Below are 25,816 nucleotides of genomic sequence, written 5' to 3' on the forward strand. Positions count from 1 at the left end.
CTCTCCCCTGCCCGTCTCGTTGTGCTCCCAGACGTGAGGCTGCGATCGGGAGTTGGTACGGATGGCCAGGTTCGACATCGGTGAGGGTCTGCCGTTGACGGCGGCGCAGCAGGGGATGTGGTTCACGCAGCAGCTTGCCCCGGACAGCGCCTGCCTGCGGCCCGCCGAGGTGATCGAGATCCACGGCGCCGTCGAAGTGGAACTGCTGGAGCGGGCGCTCCGGCGAGCCGTGTTCGAGACGGAGGCGCTCCGCGTACGGTTCGTGCCCGGCGGGCCGGACGGCGACGAAGGCGTACAGCAGATCATCGAGCCGTGTGCGGACTGGCCGTTCCCACTGATCGACCTGCGGCACGAGGCCGACCCGGGCGCGGCGGCGCAGGAGTGGATGTGGGCCGATCTGAAGGCCCCGATGGACATGCACCGTGCCGGGCTGTTCTCGTTCGCCCTGCTGCGCCCGGCCGAGGAGGGTTTCCTGCTCTACCTGAGCAGCCACCACATCCTCATGGACGGCTACGGGAACAGCCTGTTCGCGCCGCGGATCGCCGAGATCTACACCGCGCTGGAGAGCGGCGAGCCCGTGCCGCCGTCCCGGCTGGCGCCGCTGCGCAAGGCGCTGGAGGACGAGGCCGCCTACGCCTGCTCCGAGCGCGAGGAGCGCGACCGCACCTACTGGGCCGAGGAGTTGGCCCAGTGCGCCGCCTCCGCGCCCGCCACCTCGGGCCGGCTGCCGAAACCGGCACCGGCCTTCGTACGGGAGACCAGCCATCTCGACACCCGGGCCGCCGACGAGCTGCGGGCACTGGCCCGTACCGTCCGCACCGGGCTGGCGACCGTGGCCATGGCGGCGCTGGCGCTGTACGTACACCGGCTCGCCGACGACGCGCGGGACGACGCGGTCGTGGACGTCACCGTCGCGGCGCGCGGTCCGGCGACCCGCGACGTACCGTGCATGGTCGCCAACGTGCTGCCGCTGCGCGTCCCGCAGCCGTCGTCCGGCACGGTGGGCGGACTGCTGCGCAAGACCGCCGCACAGGCCAAGGCTTTGCTGCGGCACCAGCGCTACTCGTACGTCAATCTGGTGCGCGGCTCGCACGCGCGGCGGCCGGCCGCGGGGCGGATGGAGGACTGGGGCATCAACGTGATGCTCCACGACCCGCAGATCAGCTTCGGCCGGCACCCCGCCACGCTGCACAACCTGTCCAACGGCCCGGTGACCGGTATGGCAGTCAATGTCTACGACCGCCCTTCCGACGGCTCCCTGCGCATCGACTTCCAGGCCGATCCCGACATCTATCCGGCCGAGCGGATCGCCGCGCACCACCGCCGCTTCCTCGCCCTGCTGCGTACCCTCGCCACCGCCACGGAGGCGACCCCGCTGGAGGACGTACAGCTGGTGACGGCGGACGAGCGGGAGCGCGTGCTGGCCTGGGGGCGCGGGCCCGAACGCAGCTTCCCCTTCGTGCCGTTGCACGCCGCCTTCGAGGAGCGGGTGCGGGAGGAGCCGGGGGCGAGCGCGCTGGTGTGTGCGCCGGTCGCCGAGGCGGGGGCCGCGTCACAGGGCGCGGCGGGGGCGCCGTCCCAGGGGGCGGCGGAGGCCCCGTCCCAGGGGGCGGCGGAGGCCCCGTCCCAGGGGGCGGCCGGACTGTCCCGGGGTGTGGACGGACTGTCCCAGGGGGCGGCCGGACTGTCCCGGGGTGAGGTCAACGCTCGGGCCAACCGGCTCGCGCACCTGCTGCTGGGCCGGGGTGCGGGCCCTGGCAGCACCGTGGCGCTCGCCCTCCCCCGCACGGCCGACTACGCCGTCGCGCTCCTGGCCGTCCTCAAGACGGGTTCCGCCTGTCTGACGCTGGACGCCGACCACCCGGCCGAACGCACCCGGCAGATGCTCGCGGATGCCGCGCCGGTGTGCGTGCTGACGGCCGGGGCCGGTGAGTCGGCCGTCGCTGTGCCGTCGGAGGGGGCACCCCTGCTGGTCGTCGACGCGGCGGCGACGGTACGGGAGTTGGCGCAGCAGTCGGCGGCCGACCCGGACGACGGCGACCGGCCACGGCCGCTGCGCCCGCACGACGTGGCCTACCTCGCCTTCACCTCCGGCACCACCGGGCGTCCCAAGGGCGTCGAGGTCGAGCACCGGCAGCTGGCCAACCTGTTCCACGACCACCTCACAGCGCTCATCTCTCCCGCAGCCGAGGCCGCGGGGCGCCGGCTGCGGGCGGCCCAGACCGCCTCGTTCTGCTTCGACGCCTCCTGGGAGGCGTGGCTGTGCCTGGCCGCCGGGCACGAACTCCACCTGATCGAGGACGGGGTACGCCACGACCCGGCCGCGCTGGTCGCCCGGGTCGAGGAGCAGCGCATCGACGTGCTCGCCCTCACCCCCACCCATATGCGGGCCCTGCTGGCAGCCGGTCTCTTCGACCACGCGCGGCACCACCACCCGAGCACACTGCTGGTCGGCGGGGAGGCGGTGGACCCCGTCCTGTGGCAGCGGCTGCGCTCCCTCCCCGGGGTCGCCGTGCACAACTGCTACGGCCCCGCCGAGTGCGCGGTCGACGCCGTCTGGTGCCGACTGGACGCCGAGGGCCCCCAGCCGGTCATCGGCCGGCCCGGCCACAATCTGCGGGCCTACGTCCTGGACCGGCACGGCCAGCTGGTGCCCCCAGGTGTCCCGGGCGAGCTCCATCTGGGCGGTGCCCAGGTGGCCCGCGGCTACCTGGGCGCGCCCGAGCTGACGGAGGAGAAGTTCCTCCCGGATCCGTTCGCGGCGGCCGGGCCCTCGGGCGCCGACGGGGCAGCACCCCGTATGTACCGCACCGGGGATCTGGTGCGGTGGACGGACGACGGCGTACTGGAGTACCTCGGCCGCACCGACACCCAGTTGAAGGTGCACGGCGTACGGATCGAACCGCAGGAGGTCGAGACCGTACTGGCCCGGCATCCGTACGTGGCGCAGGTCGCCGTTGCGGCGCAGCGGACCGGGGACGACCCGGCGAACGGGCCGGTGCATCTGGCGGCGCATGTGGTGCCGGCGCAGCGGGGGTTCCCGGGGTCTGGCGGGACCGGCGGTGCCGCGTTTTCCGGGCCGTCAGGGGAAGGCCGGCCCTCGCCCACCGCCGTGCCCTGGCTGGACCCGGCGGAGCTGCGCTCCTGGGCCGCCTCCCGGCTGCCGTCGGCCATGGTGCCCGCCGCCTTCCACACCCATGAGGCGCTGCCCATGACGCCACAGGGGAAGCTGGACCGCGCGGCGCTCCTTGCCACTGTTCCGTCCCAGGCCACCCGCATGGACCGGAACCGCCGGCCCCGTAAGGCCGCCAGCGACCGGGAGCGCACGCTGTGTGCGCTGTTCGCCGAGGTCCTCGATGTGACCGAGGTCGGACTGGACGACGACTTCTTCGCGCTGGGCGGCCATTCACTTGCCGCGACCCGGCTGCTGGCCCGTATCCAGACGGAGCTGGGCACCGAACTCACCCTCGGCGCCCTGTACCAGGCCCCGACCGTCGGCCAGTTGGCGAAGCTGATCGACACCGCGGAGGGCCCGCAGCCCCCCGCCGACAACGCCTACGACATGCTGCTGCCGCTGCGTACGGAAGGTGCGGCAGCGCCGCTGTTCTGCGTCCATCCGGCGGGCGGACTGGGCTGGTGCTATGCCACGCTGCCGCCGCACCTGCCGCCGTCCGTCCCGGTCTACGCCCTTCAGGCGCAGGGCCTGCGCCCGGCGGACGAGCGTGCCGGGACCTTCCCCGAGCTGATCGCGGAGTACGTCGCCCGGATCCGCTCCGTACAGCCGCACGGGCCCTACCGGCTGCTCGGCTGGTCACTCGGCGGGGCACTGGCGCACGCCGTCGCCGCCCGCCTGCAGCAGGAGGGCGAAGACGTCAGCCTCCTGGCGCTGCTGGACTCGGCGCCGCTGGACCGGACGCCGCGCCTGGACCCCGACGCGGACCCGGCCGTCGTGCGCCGCCTGGTCACCGAGGCCGTGGGGCACGATCTGGCGGACGACACCCAACTGACGGCCGTCACCAGGATGCTGGCCCACTACGCGGCCCTGCGCCCGACCTGGACCCCGGCCGTGCACCAGGGCGACGCCCACTACTTCCGCGCCGCCGAAACCACCCCGGAGCACGCTCCCGCCCCCGAAGCCTGGCACCCCCACCTCACCGGCACCCTCACCCTCCACGACATCCCCTGCACCCACACCACCATGGGCCAACCGGAGCCGATGGCGAGGGTGGGGCGGCTGTTGGGGCCGCTGCTGAGCGACCCGGCTCGGCTCATGGGATGACCGGCAACCGAAGAGGGCAGAATGAGGGTCGTTGCGAGATACGGACGCAGGTGTGGCTGGGCACAGATGATGGCCGCGCGTCATCGCAAGCGGATCCCGCTCTGCGCGGGCCCGCTGACAGCCCTGGGTGAGGCCGCAGCCCCGATGCAGGGGCTGCGTGGCCTCACTGTTTGCCAGCTCCCCTATTACATGCCCCAGTCATGGTCTTCCTCGTCGTCCACAGGGGCAGCGGAGCGTGACCCGGGAGGAGCTATGCGAACGATGACCCGGCCGCTGTTGCCTGGAAGGGTTTCAACAGCGTGGTACAGCTTCTTGATGTGCTTCTGCGCGAGGAACGTCAGTACCCGCTGCTTAAGCTGCCCCGATCCTTTACCCGGAATGAACTGAACGGCATCCTCGCCCGTATGCACCGCTTTGAAGATTGTCTGTCGCAGCGTCAGCTCGATATCACGGTTGTTCTTGAAAATCGGATGCAGATCTACGGTGATCACTCTTATCTGTCTCCCTGGACCAGGTTTGAGGGCCCATCATCCACCGCCAGGGAAGACGGGACGATCGCGGCCGCGGTTCGAACCACCGCACGCCAACTTACCGTGACCAGCAACCCTTTGTGCCGCTCACCAGCGGCCGAACTCTCCTCACGGATTCCTGGCTCCGCGACTATCCGATACGGTCCAGGATCAGCGGAGTCGGTGCGAACGAGACCGAGTCCGCCGGGCTGATGTCGATGGCTCCCTCCAGTGCCGCCTCCGCGTAGGCGAACGCTTCCGGGGTGTCCGTGTGGAGGGTGAGGAGGGGGGCGCCCGCCGTTACGGGGTCGCCCGGGCGGGCGTGCAACTCGACGCCCGCTCCCGCCTGGACGGAGTCCTCCTTGCGGGCGCGGCCCGCGCCGAGGCGCCAGGCGGCGAGGCCGATGGCGTAGGCGTCCAGGCGGGTCAGGACGCCGGACACCGGCGCCGTCAGCACATGGCGCTCCCTCGCCGTGGGCAGCTCCGCGTCAGCGTCACCGCCTTGGGCGGTGACCATGCGGCGCCAGACGTCCATGGCGGAGCCGTCGGCGAGGGCCTTGGCCGGGTCGGCGTCCGGCAGGCCCGCCGCGTCGAGCATTTCGCGGGCCAGGGCGACGGTGAGTTCCACGACATCCGCGGGGCCGCCGCCCGCCAGGACCTCGATCGACTCGCGGACTTCGAGCGCGTTGCCCGCCGTCAGGCCCAGCGGGGTGTTCATGTCGGTGAGGAGGGCGACTGTCCGTACGCCGTGGTCATGGCCCAGTTCGACCATCGTGGCGGCCAGTTCGCGGGCGTCGTCGACGTTCTTCATGAACGCGCCGGAGCCCGCCTTGACGTCCAGGACAAGGGCGCCGGTCCCCTCGGCGATCTTCTTGGACATGATGGACGAGGCGATCAGGGGGAGGGATTCCACCGTGCCCGTCACATCGCGCAGGGCGTACAACCGCTTGTCGGCGGGGGCCAGTCCGTCGCCCGCCGCGCAGATGACGGAGCCGACGTCCTGGAGGACGTTCATCATCTCGGCGTTGGTCAGCGAGGCCCGCCAGCCGGGGATGGACTCCAGTTTGTCGAGGGTGCCGCCGGTGTGGCCGAGGCCGCGGCCGGAGAGCTGGGGGACGGCCGCGCCGCAGGCGGCCACCAAGGGGGCGAGCGGCAGGGTGATTTTGTCGCCGACGCCGCCCGTGGAGTGCTTGTCCGCGGTGGGGCGGTCCAGGGCGCCGAAGTCCATCCGCTCACCGGAGGCGATCATCGCCGCCGTCCAGCGGGAGATTTCCGTACGGGTCATGCCGTTGAGGTAGACGGCCATGGCGAGGGCCGACATCTGTTCGTCGGCCACCACTGAGCGCGTATAGGCGTCGATGACCCAGTCGATCTGCTCGCCGGTCAGCTCCTGGCGGTCGCGCTTCGCGCGGATGACGGAGATGGCGTCCATGGCCATGAATGTCTACCTGTTCCTTTCGACGACCGGTGCCGGTCAGTGGGCCAGATCGTCCGGCCCGAAGGCGTCCACCAGCAGTTCGGAGAGTGGCCGCACCCCCGAGGGTGCCTCGACGAGCAGGGCGCCGCCGCCGTGCTCCCACAGCAGCTGGCGGCAGCGTCCGCAGGGCGCGACGACCCTGCCGTCGGCACCGCCCACGCAGGCGAACGCCACCAGGCGGCCCCCGCCCGTGGCGAACAGCTCGCTCACCAGGCCGCATTCCGCGCACAGTCCGACACCGTACGAGGCGTTCTCGACGTTGCAGCCGGTGACGGTGCGGCCGTCGTCCACCAGGGCTGCGGCGCCCACGGGGAAGCCCGAGTAGGGGGCGTAGGCCCGGGCCATCGCTGCCCGGGCCCGCTCCCGCAGGGCTTCCCAGTCGACCTTGTGGATGTCGGGCGCATCGTGCACGGCTCTACGTTCCCTCGCCTCGGCGGTACGACTTGCCGATCGCGCGTGGCGCACGTAGCCGCTGGGCCGCGAGGGAGAGCACCAGCAGCGTCGTGACGTATGGGGTCATCTCGACGAACTCCAGTGCCACGGTGTCGGTCAGCGCGTACCACAGCACGAGCAGCACGGCGATAACGAGGCTGACGGCGGCCTGGATACGGGCGCCGCGCAGGCCCGAGCGCAGCTTCCAGACGGCGAGTCCCACCAGCAGGACGGCCATCAGCAGCAGCATGGCGTGCACCGTGGTGCCGCCGCCGACGACGCGCAGCGCGTCCATGAAGCCGAACAGTCCGGCTCCCATGGCAACGCCGCCGGGGCGCCAGTTGCCGAAGATCATGGTGGCGAGGCCGATGTAGCCGCGGCCACCGGTCTGGTTCTCCTGGTAGATGTGCACGCCGACGGCGAGGAACGCGCCGCCGAGCCCGGCCAGCGCGCCGGAGATGGCCAGCGCCGCGTACTTGTAGGTGTAGACGTTCACACCCAGCGACTCGGCGGCCACCGGGTTCTCACCGCAGGAGCGCAGCCGCAGTCCGAAGGAGGAGCGCCACAGGACGTAGAAGCTGCCGACGAACAGCAGCACGGTCAGCACCGTCACCCAGGAGACGTCGTCGACCAGGGCGCGCAGGATGCCCGCCAGGTCGGAGACGAGGAACCAGTGGTGCTTCTCGATGCTGCCCAACCCGTCGGCCAGCCCGGGGACGGTGAAGTCGGGCATGCTGTCCATCGGCGGGGACTGCTTGTCGTTGCCGCCCGCCTGGGCGGCCTCGCTGCCGGGCGCTCCGAACCACAGCTTGGCCAGATAGCGGACGAGGCCGAGCGCGAGGATGTTGAGGGCGACACCGGAGACGATGTGGTCGACGCCGAAGGTGACGGTGGCCAGCGCGTGCAGCAGTCCGCCCAGGGCGCCGCCGACGATCCCGGCGAGGATCGCCATCCACGGCCCGTGCTGCCAGCCGATCCAGCCGGCGGCGAAGGTGCCGAGCATCATCATGCCTTCGAGGCCGATGTTGATGACGCCGGCGCGTTCGGCCCACAGCCCGCCGAGTCCGGCCAGTCCGATGGGCACGGCGGCGCTCAGCGCGGAGGAGAACTGGTCGCTGTTGCTGAGCTGCTCGTCGCCGGTGACGACACGGATCAGGGAGAGCAGCAGCAGTCCGCCCGCGATGAGCAGCAGGACGAGCGGGTAGGAGAGCTTGCGCTTGCCGCTCGGGGCCGCGGGCCCCGCGGACGCGTTCTTCGGTGCGGAGGACGCGGACGAGGAGGGCGTGGTGGTGCTCATGCGGTGGTCCCCGCCTTCTTAGCCTGGGTGCTCTCTGCGCTCTCGGGGTCTGCTGCGCCCTGAGCGCTGCGGGCGCTCAGCTCGGCGCCGACCTCGCTCTGCTGCCTGCGCAGCACGACGCGGCGGACGATCTCGTACGCGATGACCACACACAGCACGATGATCCCCTGCATGACGCCGACGATCTCCTGGGCGTATCCCTCGAACTCCAGCTGGAGGCCGGTGCGTTCGAGAAAGCCCCACAGCAGCGCGGCCAGTGCCATGCCGATGGGGTGGTTGCGGCCCAGCAGGGCGATGGCGATGCCGGTGAAGCCGACGCCGGTGGGGAAGTCGGTGCCGTAGCTGAAGGACTTGTTCAGCAGCGTCGGGATGCCGACCAGGCCCGCGACGGCGCCGGAGAGCACCATGCTGGTGACGACCATCCGGCGGACGCTGACGCCGCTGGCGGAGGCCGCCGACTCGCTGCGTCCCACCGCGCGCAGGTCGAAGCCGAAGCGGGTGCGGCCCAGCACGAACCAGTAGGCGAGCCCGATGAGGACGGCGATGATCACGGTGCCGTAGATCGGGTCGGGCGTGGTCGGGATGAGGAAGAAGTGACTGGAGGCGGGGATGTCCGGCGTATGGAAGAGGTTGCCGTCCTTGACCGCCAGCTTGTCCTCGGCGAGGAAGTAGCCGATCAGCGAACCCGCGATGGAGTTCAGCATGATCGTGGTGATGACCTCGCTGACCCCGCGGGTCGTCTTGAGCACGCCTGCGATGCCGGCCCACAGCGCCCCGACGGCCATCGCGACGAGGATGATCAGCGGGATCTGGAGCGCGCCGGGCAGCGCGAGCGCCCCGCCGACCACCGCGGCGAAGAACGCGGCCACCCGGTACTGCCCGTCCACCCCGATGTTGAAGAGGTTCATCCGGAAGCCGATGGCCACGGCCGCCGCCGAGAGGTAGTACGGGATCGCCTTGTTGATGATCCAGACCTGGCTGTCGCTCTTCGAGCCGAAGTCGATCATGACGAAGAAGGCGTGGAACGGGTCCTTGCCGGTCACCGCGATGACGGCGGAGGAGAGCACGAACGCTGCGAGGAGGGCGAGCGCCGGCGCGGCCAGTGCCTGTAGGACGGCCTGGGCGCTGAACTTGTCCTTGAGACGGCTCACTTGTCGCCTCCCCTCTCGGAGTCGGTGCTGTCGGCATCCTGCGGTGCGTCCGCGTCCTGCGGATCGTCCGCGCCGTCCGGCTCTGCGTCCTGCGGATCGTCCGCGCCGTCCGGCTCCGCGTCGTCCTCCCGGTGCTCCAGGTGGCCGGTGGCCGCGCCGGTCATCGCCGAGCCCAGCTCCTCCGGGGTGACGGTCGCCGGGTCGGCGTCCGCCACCAGCCGGCCCCGGTACATCACCCGCAGGGTGTCCGAGAGGCCGATCAGTTCGTCCAGGTCGGCGGAGATCAGCAGCACGGCCAGGCCCTCGCGGCGGGCCGTGCGTATCTGGTCCCAGATCTGCGCCTGTGCGCCGACGTCCACACCCCGGGTGGGGTGCGCGGCGATCAGGAGCTTGGGTTCATGGCTCATCTCGCGGCCGACGATGAACTTCTGCTGGTTGCCGCCGGAGAGGCTGGCGGCGGTCACCTCGATGCCGGGGGTGCGTACGTCGTACTCGGCGACGATCCGCTCCGCGTCGGCCCGCGCCTCCTTGAGGGCCAGCAGCTGGGGCGCGCCGGGGATACCGAGCGCCGGGCCCTTGGCGTTGGGCTTCTCGGTGACGTGCCCCAGAATGCGGTTCTCCCACAGCGGGGCCTCCAGCAGCAGCCCGTGCCGGTGGCGGTCCTCGGGGATGTAGCCGATGCCGCTCTCGCGCCGGATGCGGGTGGAGGCGTGCGAGATGTCCCGGCCGTCGAGGGTGACGGTGCCGTCGTCCGGGTCGCTCATGCCCATGATGGCCTCGACCAGTTCGGCCTGCCCGTTGCCCTCCACACCGGCGACGCCGAGCACTTCGCCCTTGTGGATGGTGAGGGAGATCCCGTCCAGCACGGTGCGCCGGCCGCCGTCGGGGTCGGTCGCCGACAGGTGCAGGCCCTTCACGCACAGCATCGGCTCGTCGGTGACCGTCGACTCGCGGGTCTCGGCCGACGGCAGCTCGCTGCCCACCATCAGCTCCGCGAGTTGCTTGGGTGTCGTCTCCTCGGGCCGTACGGACGCCACCGTCGTACCGCGCCGGATGACGGTGATCGCGTCGGCGACGGACAGCACCTCGCCCAGCTTGTGCGAGATGAACAGCACCGTCAGGCCCTCGGCCTTGAGTTCGCGCAGGTTGGCGAAGAGCGCGTCGACCTCCTGCGGGACCAGTACGGCGGTCGGCTCGTCGAGGATGAGGATGCGGGCGCCGCGGTAGAGGGCCTTGAGGATCTCCACCCGCTGCCGGTCGGCCACGCCGAGCTCCTCGACGAGGACGTCCGGGCGGATGCCGAGCTGATAGGCGTCGGACAGCTCTCTGACCTTCTTACGGGCACGGGAGCCGATGCCGTGCAGCTTCTCCGCGCCCAGAACGGTGTTCTCCAGCACGGTGAGGTTGTCGGCCAGCATGAAGTGCTGGTGCACCATGCCGATACCGCGGGCGATGGCGTCCGCCGGACTGTGCAGGCTGACGTACTCGCCATCGACGCTGATGGTGCCCTCGTCCGGCCGCTGCATGCCGTAGAGGATCTTCATCAGGGTGGACTTGCCCGCGCCGTTCTCGCCCACGAGGGCGTGCACGGTGCCAGGGTCGACCCGGATGTCGATATCGCGGTTGGCGACGACGCCGGGGAACCTTTTGGTGATGCCGCGCAGTTCGACGGCCGCCGCGGGCCCCTGGCCCGCCCCGGACGGCGCGCCGCTGCTGCCGCTGGACTCGCTGGACACTTGACTGACGCGCTCCCTTGCTGGCGCTGGGGCCACACCGGGCTACCTGGGGGACTAACAGGGACTACGAGGGCCTACGGGACGACGGGGGACCAAGGGCGGCACCGTACGCGCCGCGGTGGTGCGCCGCGCAGCGTACGGTGCCGTCCCCGCCAGGTCACGGCTTGGCCGGGACCTTGACCTTGCCGGAGGTGATGTCCTCGCCGGCCTTGTCGATGTCGCCCTTGATGTCGTCGATGAAGCCGCCGGACGTGGCGACGGAGACACCCTTCTCCTTGAGGGAGAAGGTCTGGTTGCCGGTGAGCGGCTTCTTGTCCTTGACGCTCTTGATCAGTTCGTAGACGGCGACGTCGACGTTCTTGACCGACGAGGTCAGGATGGCGTCCTTGTACTTCTCCAGGCCCTTCTGCCGGTACTGGTCGGAGTCGACCCCGATGGCCCAGGCGCCCTTCTTCTTGCTGACCTCTTCGATGGATCCCGCGCCGGACTGGCCGGCCGCCGTGTAGATCACGTCGTTGCCGCGGGCGAGCATGCCCTTGGCCATGCTCTTGGCGCGCGCGGGGTCGTTGAAGCCCTTGTCCGACTCCTTGTAGAGGTAGTCGACCTCGACCTTGATCTTGGGGTTGGTGTCCTTGACGCCCTTGACGTAGCCCGCCTCGAACTTCTGGATGAGCGCGTTGTCCACACCGCCGATGAAGGAGACCTTGTTGCTCTTGGTCTTCTTGGCCGCGGCCACGCCGACCAGGTAGGAGGCTTCGTTCTCGGCGAAGGTCATCCCGACGACGTTCTTGGCGTGGGACTGCTCGTCCACCACGCCGAACGTGGTGTCGGGGAAGTCCTTGGCCACCTTGTTGACGGACTTGCCGTAGTTGAAGCCGACGCCGATGACCGGGTTGTAGCCCGCCTTCGCGAGGGAGGAGAGGCGCTGCTCGCGGGTCTCCTCCGTCTCGTTGTTGCCGGCGGTCATCTCCTTGGTCTTGACGCCGAGTTCCTTCTCGGCCTTGTCGGTACCGCGGGCCGCCGCCTCGTTGAACGAGTGGTCGTCCCGGCCGCCGACGTCGAAAGCGAGTCCGACGCCCTTGTTCTTCTTGCCACCCGACTCCGTAGAGCTCTCACCGCACGCGGTGGCCGTCAGTGCGAGAGCCGCAGCGGCGGTGACCGCGGCAGCCAGCTTTGTTACCCGACGCAACAGAGTCCCCTTCGAGTCGTGGAGCACAGGTTCCGGCACCGCAGGAGGGTTCCGGCCCTTGAGACGGCCACAGATTAACGCGCGTAGATTTCCAGCAGAAGAAAACGGGAACCGCTGTTATCGGATCGTCGCGAACGGCGGCGACTTCCACGGAGCTGCCCCTTTTATCCCCGTCTTGTTATCCCCGCTTACCCCCGTCTTGTCGCCGCCGGGGGGCTTTCTCGTCGACGCGGGCACAGGGAGTGGAGGAAAAGGAGCTACCGCGGAGGGGGCCCAGTTCGGCCGGGCCCTCCCCAAAGGTCCGCGGGGCGCGGGGGTGCGCACCGTCAGGAACGGTGCAGCAGCGCGGCGGCCGTGAAAAGTTCGACGCCGGTGGTGATCGCGGCCTCGTCCGCGTCGAAATCGCCCTGGTGCAGATCGCGGGTCCGGCGGTCGCCCACGGGCCGCACCCCCAGCCGGGCCATCGCCCCCGGCACATGCTCCAGATACCAGGAGAAGTCCTCGCCGCCCAGGCTCTGCTCCGTCGTCTCCACGGAGGCCGCACCGGAACGCGCTGCCATCGCCTCGCGCAGCAGCGCCGTCGCCGACGGCTCGTTGACCACGGGCGGCACCCCGCGTACGTAGGTCAGCTCGCACTTGGCCCGGTGCAGCGTCGCCAGCTCGTCGATGGCCGCGTGCACCAGGTCGGGGGCCTCGCGCCAGGTCGGCAGGTCCAGGCAGCGCAGCGTGCCGGACAGCTCGGCGCGCTGCGGGATCACGTTCGGCGCGTGCCCGGACTCGATCCGGCCCCAGGTCAGCGACAGCCCGGAGCGCGCGTCCACCCGGCGGGCCAGCAGCGCAGGCGCCTCGGTGACCAGCTTTGCGGCGGCCGTGACCAGGTCGGTCGTCAGATGCGGCCGCGCGGTGTGCCCGCCGGCACCGCTGAGCACGACCTCCAGCCGGTCGCAGGCCGAGGTGATCGGCCCCGCGCGCAGCCCGATGCGGCCCACGTCCACCCGCGGATCACAGTGCACGGCGAGGATCGCGCCCACTCCGTCCAGCACCCCGCAGTCCACCGCGTCGGCAGCGCCGCCCGGCAGCACCTCCTCGGCGGGCTGGAACAGCAGCCGTACGGGACGGTGCAGCGCACCCGCGCGCGCCAGCTCGGCCAGCACCAGGCCGGCACCGAGCACGACGGTGGTGTGTACGTCGTGCCCGCACGCGTGCGCCCGGCCCGGGACCGTCGAGCGGTACGGCACGTCCTTGGTGTCCGGGATGGGCAGCGCGTCGATGTCGGCGCGGAGAGCCAGCATCGGCGGCGGGGCGGTGTGCGGGGTCGGGGGCTGAGGGGGGACGGAGCCCTCCGGGGCACCCTGGGCGACGGTGCGGTGGTCGGCGGCGCCTGGGGCGACGGTGCGGTGGTCGGCGGCGCCCTGATCGGCGGCGCCCTGATCGACGGCGCCCTGGTGGGCGGCGCCCGATTCGTCCCCTGCCCCCTCCCCCGCCACCGTCGGGTGGATGTCGCAGATGAGCCCGGTGCCCATGGCCAGCACCCGGGGACGCAGCCCCGCCCGCTCCAGCCTGGTCTTGAGGGCGGTGGTCGTGCGGAACTCCTGGTTACCCAGCTCTGGGTGCATATGGAGGTCGCGACGGAAAGCGATGAGCTCGCGGCGGAGGGATTCGGTCAGCCGGCCGGGCAGCTCGGGAAGTACGCCGGCGGCCCCGCGTGCGTCTACCTCCGGTGCTGCAGGGGACAGGAGTTCGTTCATGGTCCGAAGAGTAGGCCCCTTGACACCGCAACTCACTAGAGATCCACCAAAGTTCAATCCTCCAGGGGAAGAAAATTTCGGTGGCGCGGCGGTTATGTCCAGATGCGGCTGGGTATACCTACGCGCTTTGCGCGCGGCCCGTGGACAGCCGCGGGGTCACTGGAGCCCGGTTGCCCGGTCCTGGGCTGCCATCACCTCGTCGCCGTGTGCGAAGGCCCAGGCACCGATGGTGTCGATGGGGGCGAGCAGGGTGCGGCCGAGGGGCGTGAGTTCGTATTCCACGCGGGGCGGGGCTTCCGCGTAGGCGTGCCGTTCCACCAGGCCGTTGAACTCCAGGCGCCGCACCGTTTCGGTGAGGACCTTCGAGCTGATGCCGCCGATCCGTTCGCGCAGCTCCCCATGGCGGCAGGGGCCGTCGCGCAGCGCCCAGAGGACCACGGCGTTCCAGGTGTTGGAGAGCAGATCGAAGGCGAGGCGGGCCCGGCAGTCGGCGAGGAAGGCATCGGTCGTCACGTACCGAATGGTGCCTGACCGGCTCCCTAGTGTCCTTCCGAAAGCACTTGAACCGCGCAGAGAGGAGCCTTTGATGCGGATCGGCGTACTGGGAACGGGCAATATGGCGGACGCGCTCGCGACGCACTGGGTGCGGGCCGGGCACGAGGTGATCGTCGGAGGACGGGACGAGGCGAAGGCGCGGCGGCTCGCGGCGCGTATCGGCGATGCTGGCGACGTTGCCGACGGAGGCGGCGTGCGGCACGGGAGCCTGCCCGCGGCGGCCGGGTTCGGCGAGGTGGTGCTGGCCGCGTTGCCGTACGGCGTGGGGCAGGAGGTGGCGGGTGAGCTGCGAGAACTCCTGGACGGGAAGGTGCTGGTCGACTGCTCCAACCCGGTGGGGCCCGGTTTTCGGCTGCTGACCGGAGACGGCCCCTCGGCAGCGCAGCAGCTGGCCGCGGCGGCCCCCGGCGCGCGGGTCGTCAAGGCGTTCAACCTCTGCCATGAGGACGTGTGGCGCATGAACCCGCCGGTCTTCGACGACCGTCCACTGGCGGTCCCGGTCTGCGGCGACGACACGGCGGCCCTCGCGCTCGTCGGTGAGCTGGTGCGGGATGCCGGCTGCGAGCCGGTGGCCGGAGGCGGACTCGAACGTGCCGGGCTGCTGGAGGCGACCGCCGCGCTCTTCATCGGGCTGTGGGTCGGAGAGGGGGCGGATGCGCAGGCGATAGCACCGCCGCTGGCGTATGCGGCGGGGGCGGGGTTGTGAGCGAGGGCCGGCCCCCAGGCTGGAACAGGCCGTGGCCACACCTATGGCCGAAGGTCCCCACCCTCCTCACACGCCAACTGATCGGCCTGATCCAGCAAACGACAGGCAGCGGCAGCCATGTGCAGGCGTAGTACCCCGGACGCTGCAGGCACGCGTGAACACTGCGTCAGTAGACACGACCGCTGCCGCCTCGCCCATGGCTGTCCAGGGAGAGCGACATCGCCGGCGCAGCCGGTGGGGGCCTTACGCCGCCAAGCGCGGGAAAGCGACCCATTCACGAACAGCGGCCAAGTGGTCGGCCTCCAGGCCACGATATGGGTCGGGCTGCACGAGGAGCGTCGGAATTCGACGCTGCTCTCGCTGCTCGCCCCATTCGTGGTCCGAGTCGGTGAAGTCATCATCGATCCAGATGACAGGCGCTTCCCCGAGCCACTCCGAAACGTAGTCGCGCTTCCACAGGTAGCCGTTGGGGTGGCTAGTGGTGATGTTGGGACGGGGCAACTCTAAATGTGGGAGCTCAGGCAGGCCGAGGATCGGCGCGATCAATGCCGAGGCGTCGGCTCGCCAACTGGTGCACCAGTGAATGGCGACGATTTCTTCGGCTAGCAGCGCTTTGATCATCCTGCCGTGGGCCGGGTCGAGCCATACGTCAACTGGGGCGGCACGACCTGTCGGGGTGACGCTGTGACGGGTGTGCGAGGACGGAACCGACCCGTCGGCGTCCGGAAAAGGGATGAGTACGCCGTCGATGTCAAGGAGCAGGTAAGGCTTGCGCATGAGGGCCTCCGAGAGGGGCGTCAGAACCTGCGTGCTGTGATGAGGAGCGTCGTGGGACTGCCGCTCTCTGTGGGATGGGCGAATTCCAATGCGCCCGTCAGGGTGAGACCAGCCCGGTGAAGTTGCTGGGCCCACCGGTCTACGTCGAACTCCCATCGCGCGATGGGCAGTCGATTGTGGTCAGGCAGGAGCACGAAGTCGTGCGCTGGGCCGTCATGTATCGCGGGAGGCCATCCACTGCGGCGGGGATGGGGCACGGAGAAGGCCAGCAGGCCGTGCGGAAGGAGACGCTCGTGAATCGCGGGGAGGAGCAGGCCCGGCGAAACGATGCCCACGGCACCAAAGACGGAGTAGACGACATCGAAGCGCTCTTGGGTGGCCTGGAGATAGTGCAGTGCGTGGCCGGCCGCGAAAGTGAGCTTGTCGATATGGCCGTAGTGACTGCGGGCACGGCGGATCTGAAGGCCGACGAGGTCCACGCCAGTGCCCTTGACGCACTGGTGGGCTGCCAGGTGAGCGATGTTGTGTCCAGGTCCGCATCCCAGCTCTACAACCCGACGCCCGGGGGTCCCAGGCCCCAGAATTTCGGAGCCCGGTCCATGGCCAGGATGTGGGGTCCACTCCATCCGAGGGGGCGGTAACAGCGCCCTTGCAGGTCCCTCTGCCAGCCGCTGAACAGCATGTGCGTGCCAAGGGGAGGGATGCGCAAGCCGCATCGCTAGACCTCCAGCAACTCGACAGCATCCGCGAGATGGCGGCGTACGACGGAGAGGTAGGCCGGATCGGTGGCCGGATCGTTGATCCATCGGATGGCCTGCTCCATGAACCACTCCACAGCCCACACCCGATGCCAGCCCAGCGCCCACCGCTCGGCGGCCAGACCACCCCGCTCGGCGAGTGCATCCGAGGTTCCGCCCGCGGCAACGTATGTGTCCATGAGCGCGCGGAGCCGCTGCGGGTCGGGCGCCTCGACCGTGCCGTGCCAGGAGGCCAGGTCGAGCAATCCGGGGCCGGTGAATGCCCGCGCGAAGTCCAGCAGGCGCCAACCATTTGCGTTGATGTGGAGGCTGGTCGGGTGGAACTCGGAGTGCACCCAGCCGAACGGTGCGAGAGTGGCTCCCTGCGCCCTCAGCCGGGCGGCCTGGGCAAGACGGTCCAGCAGATGTTCCACATCTTCGGCATCGGCCCAGCGTTCGGCCTTCCGCAGCTCGCCGAGGTGATCGAGCGCACGGGTCGGCAGGGCAGCAAGGCGTGACTCGTCCAGGAGCGACAGGACCGTGGCCGGCCGGGCGGCGTGCAGGACCACTGCGGCGGCAGCACCGTCGAGGTCATCGGCCTCACGCTCGGGGGCGCCGAGGTCGTCCATGAACATGCCCAGCCAGCCCTCCCGCACAGCGGACGTGTGAAGCCGGGGCACTGGGACGCCACGCGTGCGCGCCATGCGAAGCGCCTGATCCTCGCCATCGAAGGGCCTTCGCGCGTACTTGAAGATGCATGTCGTGTCGTCGGGGAAGGTCAGCCGCTCGACGCCCGACATCGACCACACGCGCATCTCCTCACGTTGCGGGATCGGACGGCTGGCAAGCGTGCACAGGTCCGAGATGAGTTCGTCCGCGGCGTGTTGCTGGTCCATCGGTAGTGCTCCTGAAGTGAGGGGTGGTGCTGTGGGGCGAGCGCCAAGGGCCTCCGCTCGCCCCACAGCGGTACGGGGGGCGCTGGTCAGGCTGCCGTAGTCGGCTGCGGCTGGCGGTAGGCGTAAACCTGGGCGATCCAGTCGGCCTTCAGCGCGGAGAGCTCCTCGCGGAAGGTGGACAAGGATGCGCCGTAGGGAGCGACGACGCCGCCGGTCTGGTCGGGCACCGACTGGCAGCCGTGCACCAGGCGACCGCCAAGGGCGGCGTGCGCCTTGACCGACTCGATGCGGCGGTACTCGTTGAACCAGCCGCCGTGGTACACCTCGTCCAGCAGTCCGCCCATTTCGTTGTCCAGGTCGAAGACCACAGAGGTGGCGGCGGGGAAGAACCAGCACGGGCCGACGTTGGAGATGTGGCCGTCCAGCTCGACTTTGTTGAGTGCCATCAGCGTCGCCGCCTGGCGGAGCATTCGCAGGTGGTCCTCCGTGATCTGGGGCAGGCCGAGGCTCGGCAAGTGTTCCGCGCGGAACAGATAGGCGTACACCTCGTACGCAGTCGCGAGGACCCGGGCCGCGTCCGTGGTCGGTGAGGCATGGGCTTTCACGAACTCCAGCGCCATCTGCTCCACCGATTGCTCTGTGCTCTCCTGCGCTGGCAGCAGTTCGACCTTGACCTGCTCCCAGTCGGCAAGCAGCCAGCTGTGGGATTCGAAGCGGAAGAAGTACTCGGCCGGGTCCAGGCTGAGGCGGTGCCCGTCTACGCTGACGCCGGGCAGGCGGTTCCAGCTTGGATCGAACGCCTCGGGGAGTTCGACCGAGATGGTCGTGGTGTCGAGGGTGGTCATGGATGGCCTCCGTCTCTCGCACGGTTAGGAGGGCCGCCCGGGCTCGGGGAGCGGATGGGTGCCGCTTCCCGGGCGGCCTGCACTCAGTGAACCCACAAGTGCTCACAGCCGGTACGGTGTTGTGCACGCAAGGTGGTATACGCGGTTTACAGCCCGGCTCCGGGGAGAAGCCTGTGGCACCCAGACACCAGCCCAATGAACGTCTCCGCGACGTCATCGCTGAGGCGCAGTACACGTATGACGCTCTAGCCCGCGCCGTGCGACAGGTGGCGGCAGAGAACGGCGAACTGCTTCAGACCAACAAGTCGGCTGTCTCACACTGGGCCAACGGCACGAGACGGCCAACCGGGCGTGTACCGCGATACCTCGCGGAGGTGCTGTCCCGCCGGCTCGGCCGTACGGTCACCGCCCGCGAGCTCGGGTACGAGGACACGTCCGAGCCGCCGACCAGCGAAGATCCCGTGGCAACCGCCACTGACTTGGGCCGCGCGGACGTTGAACGCCGCCGCTTCCTGGCAGTCGCCGCGTTCACCACAGCCGGGGTGGCAATGCCGCTGGGCTACGACCACGAAGCCACCTCCCGCCTGCTTCAGGCCCGCTCCGGACAGATGCTGGTGGGCGAGGACGACGTGGAGGTCGTACGGCACATCACCACCGCCTTCAGCGATGCCGACGAACGCCTCGGCGGCGGCCACGGCCTCACTACCGTCACTGCCTATCTCGCTGACACGGCCGCGCCGATGCTCCGGGCCAGCTTTCCCAGCGAACACGTCCGCCGCCAAGCGTTCGGCGCGGTTGCCGAACTCGCATACCTGGCAGGCTGGAAACAGCACGACCTCGGCCAAGAAGGCGCCGCCCAGCGGTACTACCAGGTTGGGTACCAGCTCGCCTGCGAGGCCGATCCGAACGCACACGCCGCATGGATGATGCGCGCCCTCGCCCACCAGGCCCTCAGCCTCAAGCAGCCCCACCACTGCGTCGATCTCGTAGAAGGCGCTCTTGCCCGAGGTCTCGGCCACGTCGATGGCCAGACCGAAGCCATGCTCCACATCACTCACGCCCGCGCCTACGCGGCCGTCGGCGAGAAGCCCGCCGCTGCCCGCGCTCTACTCGCCGCCGAAGATGCGCTGCTACGCGACGACCGGCCGCAACCCAGCTACTCGCTCGTCTCCGGACCGGCCGCCGGCACCGTAGCCAGCCACACCGCCCGAACTCTTACGGACCTCGCCGACCACCCCGGCACCGAGATCCAGCACCGCGCGGCCCTCACCCGCTGGGACCGGGCCAAGTACAAACGCGTCCACGCCCTCACCCACGCAGACCTCGGCGACAGCCTCGCCGCCCAGGCCCGTGCCGACGAGGCCGTAGCGGCCTGGACCTCAGCCCTCGACCTCATGGACGGCATGACCTCGGACCGCACCCGCAAGGCAATCACCAGCATCCGGCCGACCCTGGCCATCTACCAACGGCGAGGCGTTCCCGGTGCCGCCGAACTCGCCCGCCGCGCCCGCGAGGCTCTCCTCTAGCATCACGACCACCACCGGCGAACGAAGGGAACCACCCCGTGGCTCACCCGCGGACCGACCAGCCCGCCGCTCTCCCGCCCGCCCTGGACTCCATGACGCTGCTCGTCGCCGCCGTCATCGTCCACGACAAAGCCACGGACCGCGTCCTGCTCCTCCAGCGCGGGCCCAACGCGAAGTTCGCTCAGGGTCAGTGGGATCTCCCGGTCGGCAAGAGCGATCCCGGCGAGCCCATCACCGCCACGGCGGTCCGCGAGCTGTACGAGGAGACCGGCGTCACTGTGCGGCCGGAAGACCTCCGTGTCGCCCATATCATCCACAGCGCCTGGGGCGTCGAGGCCCCCAACGGCTTTCTGACCGTGGTCTTCGTCGCCCACGAATGGTCCGGCGAACCGGAGAACCGCGAGCCCCGCAAGCATGCCCAGGTCCGTTGGGTCGGGGCTGACGCGATCCCCAAGGAATTCGTCAACACGACTGCCAACGCTCTGCACGGTTATCTCGCGGAGGGGCCACAGGTTTCCCTCGATGGCTGGGCCGACTGAGACCGCGACGGTCCGTCCTTTGTGAGATACGGCTAGGCGCTCTGGCCCGGTGGGGAGGGGAGGGCTGAGGGGAGGCGGCGGGCGCCGCGGGCTGTGCCGGTGACGCCGGCGAGGAAGCCCTGGGCGCGGGGTGAGGCGTTGCGGGTCAGCCAGGCGGGGTCGACGTCGCATACGGCCACGGTCACGGCGGTGCCCGCGAGGGCCAGCGGCAGGGTGTGGACGACGGTGGAGGGGAAGCTGAGGATCGTGCGGCCGACGGGGCCACGGCGCGCGACCAGTTCGAGCGGCAGGTCCGGGCGGACGATCTCCAGCCCGGTGGCGGCACTGACCTGCTGGAGCTTCTCGTTGCTCTCGCGGCGGTGGGCGAAATAGCGGGTGGCGCCGTAGTCGCGGGCCAGCGAGGCGACCGCCTCCAGATAGCGCTCGGTGTCCACCACGCCCGTCTCCACGAGAGAAGTGCCCACCAGGTCGGCACCCTTGGTGAGGCGGGGCGGTCCGAACCTGGAGCGGGTCCAGGCGAATTCGTTGGCCGTCACGATCACGTTCTCGGGCGGCTCCACCGGCATGGAGCTGAAGACCTCCACGGGACGCCTGCCGTCCGGGCGGGGGGTGAGGCAGTGGCGTGCGCGGCGGGAGATCGGCGCGAAGAGCAGTCCGCGCGCTCCTCCCCGTACGCCGCGCCGGTGCCAGCGTACGAACCGTTCGCCACTGGCGAGTTGGGCGACGAACTCCATGGTGGCGGTGCCGTCGTCCACCACGGTGATCCGCCGTTCGGCGCGGGCGGGGGTGAGGGCGAGCAGCAACTGGACGTAGCGCGAGAAGGGATCGCCGATCACCAGAGTGCGGGCCCGGCGCAGCCTGCGCGCGAGGGCCAGCACGCCCGTCACGGCACCCCCGATCCCGTCGCGGGCCTCCTGCCAGCGCACGGTGATCCCCTCGTCGCGGGCCAGCTCCGCCATCCGGCGCAACTGGCCGCGGGTCATGGGGTCGTGCGGGGGCAGCACGACGAGTGTGAGGGGGGTCGCGGTGTCGGGCGCGGGGTGGTTGTGCGCCCATTCGAGGACGTTGAGGAGCTGGACGGGGCTCTCGACAAATGCGAGAGCCCCGTCCCGCGCTCCCGTCCCGGGGTCGGCCCCGCCCTCTCGACTCATCGCTCCTTGTGCGGAGCGGCTACGGGACATGTGCGCATACGCTCCGTTCCGCTGTGGGGGGTTGTGCGCGGTGTTGTGGTGCGGGTGGTACTGGACGGTGGGCAGTGCCCCCGTCAGACCGTGACCGGCTCGCGGGTCTCGGTGGCGTCGGCCTCCTCGGCCACGACGCCCTTGACGCGGCGCAGCTTGCGCATGGGCGCCAGCTCGCTGTCGTACACCTTCTTGACGCCGTCGCCGAGGGACTCCTCGATGGTGCGGATGTCCCGCACCAGGCGCTGCAGGCCCTGCGGCTCGACGGAGGCGGCCTGGTCCGAGCCCCACATGGCGCGGTCGAGGGTGATGTGCCGCTCCACGAAGACGGCGCCGAGCGCGACGGCGGCCAGGGTGGTCTGGAGGCCGGTCTCGTGGCCGCTGTAGCCGATCGGAACGTTGGGGAACTCGTCCTGGAGGGTGTGGATCATCCGCAGGTTCAGTTCCTCGGCCTTGGCCGGGTAGGTGGAGGTCGCGTGGCAGAGCACGATGTTCTCGCTGCCCAGCACCTCGACCGCATGCCGGATCTGCTTGGGGGTGGACATGCCGGTGGAGAGGATGATCGTGCGGCCGGTGGCGCGCAGGGCACGCAGCAGGTCGTCGTCGGTGAGCGAGGCGGAGGCCACCTTGTGCGCGGGCACGTCGAACTTCTCCAGGAAGGCGACGGCTTCCTCGTCCCACGGGGAGGCGAACCAGTCTATGCCGCGCTTGGCGCAGTGCTCGCTGATGGCGCGGTAGTCGTCCTCGCCGAACTCGACGCGGTGCCGGTAGTCGATGTAGGTCATACGGCCCCAGGGAGTGTCGCGCTCCAGGTCCCACTGGTCGCGCGGGGTGCAGATCTCGGGGGTCCGCTTCTGGAACTTGACCGCGTCGCAGCCGGCCTCGGCGGCGGCGTCGATGAGGGCGAACGCGTTGTCGAGGTCACCGTTGTGGTTGATGCCGATCTCGCCGGTGACGTAGACGGGGTGGCCAGGGCCGACGGTCTTGGCGCCGAGGGTGCGGACGCGGGGGGTGGCGTGGGCGATGCCGTGGCCGTTGGTGTGCTGGGCGTTGCTGGACATGTTCACCATTTCCGGGGGTTTCGTTCTTGCGTGGGTGCAGAAGGTCAGTGGGTGGTTTTGGGGGCGGTTTTCGGGGTGGTGGGTAGTGCGGGCGGGGTAGGTTTTGTGCTGGTCAGGAGGCGGCGGCGGGTGGGGGCGTCGGGGGGCTCCGGCGGGCTTCCTTTGTGGGTGGGCCCAACCAAAGCGCTGAGCCTGCGCCCCTCCAGTTGCCGCCCCACCCCCTCCCACCGCGACCCCGCCCCACCGCGCCCCGGGGCTCCCCCCTCCGGGGCCCCGAAGCTCCGGCCCTCCGGGGCCCCGACGCTCCACCCCTCCAAGGCCCCGAAGCTCCGCCCCTCCCGCGGGCCGACGCGCCGCCCCCTCACAGCTCCGCCCCCACCAGCCACCCCGCGATCTCGCGGACGGCCCCCGCTCCGCCGCCCCGCGTGGTGACCGCCCGGGCGGCGGCCCGCACCACGTCGTGGGCGTCGGCGACGGCGACGGGCCAGCCCGCCAGCGCGAAGCACGGCAGGTCGTTCGCGTCGTTGCCGGCGTAGAGCACGCGCTCCGGCGCGATGCCCTTCTCCTCGCACCACTGCTTGAGCGCGAGGTCCTTACGGTCGATGCCGTGCAGCACCGGCAGCTTCAACTTCGCCGCGCGGGCCGCCACGACCGGGTTGGTCTCCGTGGAGAGGATCAGCACCTCCAGGCCGGAGCGGCGCAGCGCGGCGATGCCGAGTCCGTCACCGCGGTGCACGGAGACGATCTCCCGCCCCTCCGAGTCGATGTAGACCCGGTCGTCGGTCTGGGTGCCGTCGAAGTCCAGTACGACCGCGTCCACGTCCTCCCGCGTCGGCAGAGCGCCCGGACCGTCGCGTCGGGCGTCCAGCAGGGGCGCCAGCGCGCGGGCGCGGGCGAGGTCGTGCGGGTCGTCGATCTCCAGTACGCGGGCGGGGTCGGTACGGACGACAGCCGTGCGCCCGAAGAACCGGTGCCCCGACTCCCGGAATCCCATGGCGTCCATGGCATAGGCGGCGCCGGTCTCCAGCAGGTCCTCGGGCCGGTCCTGCCGCCGGGGGCGTACGGCACGGTCGTGATTGACGCCGTACGCACTGTGCGCCGCGTCCGAACCGTCCTCAGAGGCACCGTCCCGCCATACGAAGCCGTGGAACGGGGCCACCGTCAGCGCGCTGTCCGCATCGTCCTCGATGACGGCCGCCGCCACCTGCTCGACGTCCTCCCGTACGAGGAAGGGGCTGGTGCACTGCACGAGCAGCACGGTTTGCAGCGGTCGGCGGTGCCGCTTCTCGTACACGTCCATGGCGTGCAGCACGGCAGCCTCGCTGGTGGCCAGGTCACCGGCGATGTCGGCGGGCCGTTCGACCACTTCGGCGCCGGCGGAGCGGGCTGCCTCGGCGATGGCCGTGTCGTCGGTGGAGACGACCACGTCGGTGACGTTCCGCGCGGCCAGGCACTCGCGTGCGGCGCGGGCGACGAGCGGAACGCCCGCGACCGGGGCGAGGTTCTTGGCGGCCACGCCCTTCGACCCGCCCCGGGCCGGTATCACCGCGAGCACGGCGGGGGTTGGGGACATGCTGGCTCCTGAGTGAGACAAGGACTCGGACAGAGCAGAGGAACGAAGCTTGGGCGCGGCCGACGAGGCCGACGGGGACGGGAGGGCGTCCGGGTGTGGCATCACAGTTCGCCCGCCTTCCGGATCAGCGGTGCGACCCGCTGGACGCCGTGCCGGTAGGCGCCCCGCGCGGCTTCGCGGACGACGCGCCGTACGACACCGCGCCCGGCCGCACCGAGACCGTCGGCGGATTCGTCGCTCACGCCGCCCGCCGGCGATCCGTCCGGTTCGAGCCCGTAGCGGCGCAGGATGCCGGGCAGATAGCCGGGCGCTGTCCGGACGGTGTAGTACGGCGCGAGGGGCGGCAGTCCGTCACCGGTCGAGCAGGTGACGAGTTCGGCGACCCGTTCGCGGGCGGCTGCGAAGCCGTCGCCGCCGCGCACGCCCTGCCGCAGCACCCACTTCTCGTCGGCTTCCGGCAGCAGGCCGTCGTCGAGCTCGTCCCAGGAGGCGAGGCAGCCCGAACCGGTGAAGTAGTGGTTGCCCAGGGCCTCGCGGACGCCGAGGTCGGTGAGGACGGCGGTGGGGATGGACCGGTGCAGGGACTCCAGGGCCGCGGTCGAGCTGACCGTCACCAGCAGCCCGCCGGTGTGCTGCGCCCGGTCGAGGATCTCCCCCATGTTCCCGTAGACGAGGCGGCAGTTGGGCGGCAGTCCACCGCTCGCGCCGTCCCGTCCGCCGGGCAGCTTGCGGACCAGTTTCTGGTACGGGAGTTCCTCGATGTGCGTGGTGTGCTCGCCGGGCTTGCTGCGCAGTTTGATCAGTACGTCGCGCTCGGGGTGCCGCAGCGCGTGGCCGACGGCCCGGCGCAGCAGATAGGCACGGTCGGCGCGGCCGGCGGGCACGGAGGGCTGTACGGCGAAGACGACGGTGAACGGACCGCCCGGCGCCTCCTCCGCGGTGGCCTCACCCGTTCCCTCCAGGAACGGCAGCGCGCACTCCACCACGCTTCCGCCATCGGCGCCCACGCCCTCGTACACGGCGCGGAACCGGTCGGCGTCGTAGCGGGAGTTGGCGAGGACGACATCGGCGCCGTGCCGCAGCAGCAGCCCGTCGGCGAGCTTCTCGTAGACGACACCGACGTACCCGGTGACGACCACCGGACGGCGCGCATGCCCGCTCTCGCCGGCTTCCCCGGCAACGGCTCGTCCCAGCCCGTGCAGCATGGCCTGTACGGCGCCGCCTACGCAGCCGAGGACGATCACGTCGTAGGCGCCGGGCGCGGTGGCCGCGCGGAGGAACTCGGCGGTGGTGACCTCACGCAGCGTGTCGACGCTGACGCCGACCTCGGCGAGCTGGCGCGGTGTGGGCGTGGCGCGACCGCGCAGCAGGAGTCCGTCGATGGCGGCCTCGGGCGCCAGCCTGCGAGCGGTCAGTACACCCCATTTCCAGCGGGTGTCGGAATCCGCCAGGACGGCCACCCGGCGCGGTGCCGGCCGCTCGTTCGGGACGAGTTCGGTCGCGGCAGCCGGCGCATTCGCGGCAGAAGCTGAGAGGATTTCTCGGGAGGGCACGTCGTCGACGCTAGAAAGGGATTCCGGAAGGCGGCCCAACGTAAAGGCA

At 70.6% G+C, this 25,816-nt stretch carries 21 protein-coding genes; 4 read left to right on the forward strand and 17 right to left on the reverse strand.

Features of this window, described 5'->3' with window-relative positions:
- Nucleotides 1-61 precede the first annotated feature (61 nt).
- Nucleotides 62-4,279 carry an amino acid adenylation domain-containing protein gene (locus tag ACTWP9_RS01550; RefSeq protein ID WP_443244086.1) on the forward strand — a complete coding sequence of 1,406 codons (4,218 nt, stop codon included), beginning with the start codon at nt 62-64 and terminating at the stop codon, nt 4,277-4,279.
- A 185-nt stretch (nt 4,280-4,464) separates the two neighbouring features.
- Here ACTWP9_RS01550 and ACTWP9_RS01555 read toward each other — a convergent pair whose 3' ends face one another.
- From ACTWP9_RS01555 to ACTWP9_RS01595, 9 genes are all read right to left on the reverse strand, one after another.
- On the reverse strand, nt 4,465-4,770 hold the full coding sequence (locus ACTWP9_RS01555) for a Smr/MutS family protein (RefSeq protein WP_443244087.1): 306 nt from the start codon (nt 4,768-4,770) through the stop codon (nt 4,465-4,467).
- Between the two features lie 169 nt (nt 4,771-4,939).
- Nucleotides 4,940-6,220, reverse strand: coding sequence for a thymidine phosphorylase (locus tag ACTWP9_RS01560; protein WP_443244088.1), 1,281 nt, complete (start codon nt 6,218-6,220; stop codon nt 4,940-4,942).
- A gap of 42 nt (nt 6,221-6,262) precedes the next feature.
- Nucleotides 6,263-6,676, reverse strand: coding sequence for a cytidine deaminase (locus tag ACTWP9_RS01565; RefSeq protein ID WP_443244089.1), 414 nt, complete (start codon nt 6,674-6,676; stop codon nt 6,263-6,265).
- 4 nt (nt 6,677-6,680) lie between these two features.
- Complete coding sequence (locus ACTWP9_RS01570) at nt 6,681-7,994, reverse strand: ABC transporter permease (RefSeq protein ID WP_443244090.1); 1,314 nt, start codon at nt 7,992-7,994, stop codon at nt 6,681-6,683.
- Entirely contained in the window at nt 7,991-9,145 is a 1,155-nt protein-coding gene (locus tag ACTWP9_RS01575) for an ABC transporter permease (RefSeq protein ID WP_443244091.1), read from the reverse strand. Before ACTWP9_RS01575 ends, ACTWP9_RS01570 begins: the two co-directional genes overlap by 4 nt.
- Nucleotides 9,142-10,881, reverse strand: coding sequence for an ABC transporter ATP-binding protein (locus tag ACTWP9_RS01580; RefSeq protein WP_443244092.1), 1,740 nt, complete (start codon nt 10,879-10,881; stop codon nt 9,142-9,144). The genes ACTWP9_RS01575 and ACTWP9_RS01580 overlap by 4 nt, the downstream gene beginning before the upstream one ends.
- A gap of 157 nt (nt 10,882-11,038) precedes the next feature.
- A complete protein-coding gene (locus tag ACTWP9_RS01585) occupies nt 11,039-12,070 on the reverse strand; it encodes a BMP family lipoprotein (RefSeq protein ID WP_443244093.1) in 1,032 nt (343 codons plus the stop codon).
- 326 nt (nt 12,071-12,396) lie between these two features.
- Complete coding sequence (locus tag ACTWP9_RS01590; protein ID WP_443244094.1) at nt 12,397-13,818, reverse strand: amidohydrolase; 1,422 nt, start codon at nt 13,816-13,818, stop codon at nt 12,397-12,399.
- A 156-nt stretch (nt 13,819-13,974) separates the two neighbouring features.
- Nucleotides 13,975-14,331: a winged helix-turn-helix transcriptional regulator gene (locus tag ACTWP9_RS01595; RefSeq protein ID WP_443244095.1), complete on the reverse strand. Its 357-nt coding sequence runs from the start codon at nt 14,329-14,331 to the stop codon at nt 13,975-13,977.
- Nucleotides 14,332-14,404: 73 nt separating this feature from the next.
- Between ACTWP9_RS01595 and ACTWP9_RS01600 the strand changes: the two genes are divergently transcribed.
- The gene (locus ACTWP9_RS01600) at nt 14,405-15,079 is read left to right on the forward strand and encodes an NADPH-dependent F420 reductase (protein ID WP_443244096.1); all 675 of its coding nucleotides are present in this window, start codon (nt 14,405-14,407) and stop codon (nt 15,077-15,079) included.
- Nucleotides 15,080-15,322: 243 nt separating this feature from the next.
- On the opposite strand, the gene ACTWP9_RS01605 is transcribed toward ACTWP9_RS01600, so the two are convergent.
- The 4 genes from ACTWP9_RS01605 to ACTWP9_RS01620 form a co-directional block, all read right to left on the reverse strand.
- Nucleotides 15,323-15,856, reverse strand: coding sequence for an HAD domain-containing protein (locus ACTWP9_RS01605; protein WP_443244097.1), 534 nt, complete (start codon nt 15,854-15,856; stop codon nt 15,323-15,325).
- A 20-nt stretch (nt 15,857-15,876) separates the two neighbouring features.
- The gene (locus ACTWP9_RS01610) at nt 15,877-16,572 is read right to left on the reverse strand and encodes an SAM-dependent methyltransferase (RefSeq protein ID WP_443244098.1); all 696 of its coding nucleotides are present in this window, start codon (nt 16,570-16,572) and stop codon (nt 15,877-15,879) included.
- Nucleotides 16,573-16,574: 2 nt separating this feature from the next.
- On the reverse strand, nt 16,575-17,489 hold the full coding sequence (locus ACTWP9_RS01615) for an aminoglycoside phosphotransferase family protein (protein ID WP_443244099.1): 915 nt from the start codon (nt 17,487-17,489) through the stop codon (nt 16,575-16,577).
- A gap of 86 nt (nt 17,490-17,575) precedes the next feature.
- On the reverse strand, nt 17,576-18,334 hold the full coding sequence (locus ACTWP9_RS01620; RefSeq protein WP_443244100.1) for a hypothetical protein: 759 nt from the start codon (nt 18,332-18,334) through the stop codon (nt 17,576-17,578).
- Nucleotides 18,335-18,507: 173 nt separating this feature from the next.
- Between ACTWP9_RS01620 and ACTWP9_RS01625 the strand changes: the two genes are divergently transcribed.
- Nucleotides 18,508-19,860, forward strand: coding sequence for a tetratricopeptide repeat protein (locus ACTWP9_RS01625; RefSeq protein ID WP_443244101.1), 1,353 nt, complete (start codon nt 18,508-18,510; stop codon nt 19,858-19,860).
- A gap of 92 nt (nt 19,861-19,952) precedes the next feature.
- Complete coding sequence (locus ACTWP9_RS01630; protein WP_443244374.1) at nt 19,953-20,399, forward strand: NUDIX domain-containing protein; 447 nt, start codon at nt 19,953-19,955, stop codon at nt 20,397-20,399.
- A 32-nt stretch (nt 20,400-20,431) separates the two neighbouring features.
- On the opposite strand, the gene ACTWP9_RS01635 is transcribed toward ACTWP9_RS01630, so the two are convergent.
- The 4 genes from ACTWP9_RS01635 to ACTWP9_RS01650 form a co-directional block, all read right to left on the reverse strand.
- Complete coding sequence (locus ACTWP9_RS01635) at nt 20,432-21,550, reverse strand: hypothetical protein (RefSeq protein ID WP_443244102.1); 1,119 nt, start codon at nt 21,548-21,550, stop codon at nt 20,432-20,434.
- 113 nt (nt 21,551-21,663) lie between these two features.
- Nucleotides 21,664-22,641, reverse strand: a complete 978-nt coding sequence (locus ACTWP9_RS01640; protein WP_443244103.1) for an N-acetylneuraminate synthase family protein — start codon at nt 22,639-22,641, stop codon at nt 21,664-21,666.
- A gap of 361 nt (nt 22,642-23,002) precedes the next feature.
- Nucleotides 23,003-24,214, reverse strand: coding sequence for a cytidylyltransferase domain-containing protein (locus ACTWP9_RS01645; protein WP_443244104.1), 1,212 nt, complete (start codon nt 24,212-24,214; stop codon nt 23,003-23,005).
- Between the two features lie 101 nt (nt 24,215-24,315).
- Entirely contained in the window at nt 24,316-25,674 is a 1,359-nt protein-coding gene (locus tag ACTWP9_RS01650) for a DUF6716 putative glycosyltransferase (RefSeq protein WP_443244375.1), read from the reverse strand.
- Between the last annotated feature and the right edge of the window lie 142 nt (nt 25,675-25,816).

The sequence above is a fragment of the Streptomyces sp. 3N207 genome (assembly GCF_052246355.1).
GTDB lineage: Bacteria > Actinomycetota > Actinomycetes > Streptomycetales > Streptomycetaceae > Streptomyces.

Excerpts from the sequence above, each read along its gene's own strand:
- ACTWP9_RS01635 (WP_443244102.1), bottom strand. The coding sequence starts at position 21,550 with ATGAGTCGAGAGGGCGGGGCCGACCCCGGGACGGGAGCGCGGGACGGG.
- ACTWP9_RS01570 (WP_443244090.1), bottom strand. The coding sequence starts at position 7,994 with ATGAGCACCACCACGCCCTCCTCGTCCGCGTCCTCCGCACCGAAGAAC.
- ACTWP9_RS01605 (WP_443244097.1), bottom strand. The coding sequence starts at position 15,856 with ATGCGCAAGCCTTACCTGCTCCTTGACATCGACGGCGTACTCATCCCT.
- ACTWP9_RS01640 (WP_443244103.1), bottom strand. The coding sequence starts at position 22,641 with ATGTCCAGCAACGCCCAGCACACCAACGGCCACGGCATCGCCCACGCC.
- ACTWP9_RS01600 (WP_443244096.1), top strand. The coding sequence starts at position 14,405 with ATGCGGATCGGCGTACTGGGAACGGGCAATATGGCGGACGCGCTCGCG.
- ACTWP9_RS01615 (WP_443244099.1), bottom strand. The coding sequence starts at position 17,489 with ATGGACCAGCAACACGCCGCGGACGAACTCATCTCGGACCTGTGCACG.
- ACTWP9_RS01645 (WP_443244104.1), bottom strand. The coding sequence starts at position 24,214 with ATGTCCCCAACCCCCGCCGTGCTCGCGGTGATACCGGCCCGGGGCGGG.
- ACTWP9_RS01590 (WP_443244094.1), bottom strand. The coding sequence starts at position 13,818 with ATGAACGAACTCCTGTCCCCTGCAGCACCGGAGGTAGACGCACGCGGG.
- ACTWP9_RS01620 (WP_443244100.1), bottom strand. The coding sequence starts at position 18,334 with ATGACCACCCTCGACACCACGACCATCTCGGTCGAACTCCCCGAGGCG.
- ACTWP9_RS01630 (WP_443244374.1), top strand. The coding sequence starts at position 19,953 with ATGACGCTGCTCGTCGCCGCCGTCATCGTCCACGACAAAGCCACGGAC.
- ACTWP9_RS01610 (WP_443244098.1), bottom strand. The coding sequence starts at position 16,572 with ATGCGGCTTGCGCATCCCTCCCCTTGGCACGCACATGCTGTTCAGCGG.
- ACTWP9_RS01550 (WP_443244086.1), top strand. The coding sequence starts at position 62 with ATGGCCAGGTTCGACATCGGTGAGGGTCTGCCGTTGACGGCGGCGCAG.
- ACTWP9_RS01560 (WP_443244088.1), bottom strand. The coding sequence starts at position 6,220 with ATGGACGCCATCTCCGTCATCCGCGCGAAGCGCGACCGCCAGGAGCTG.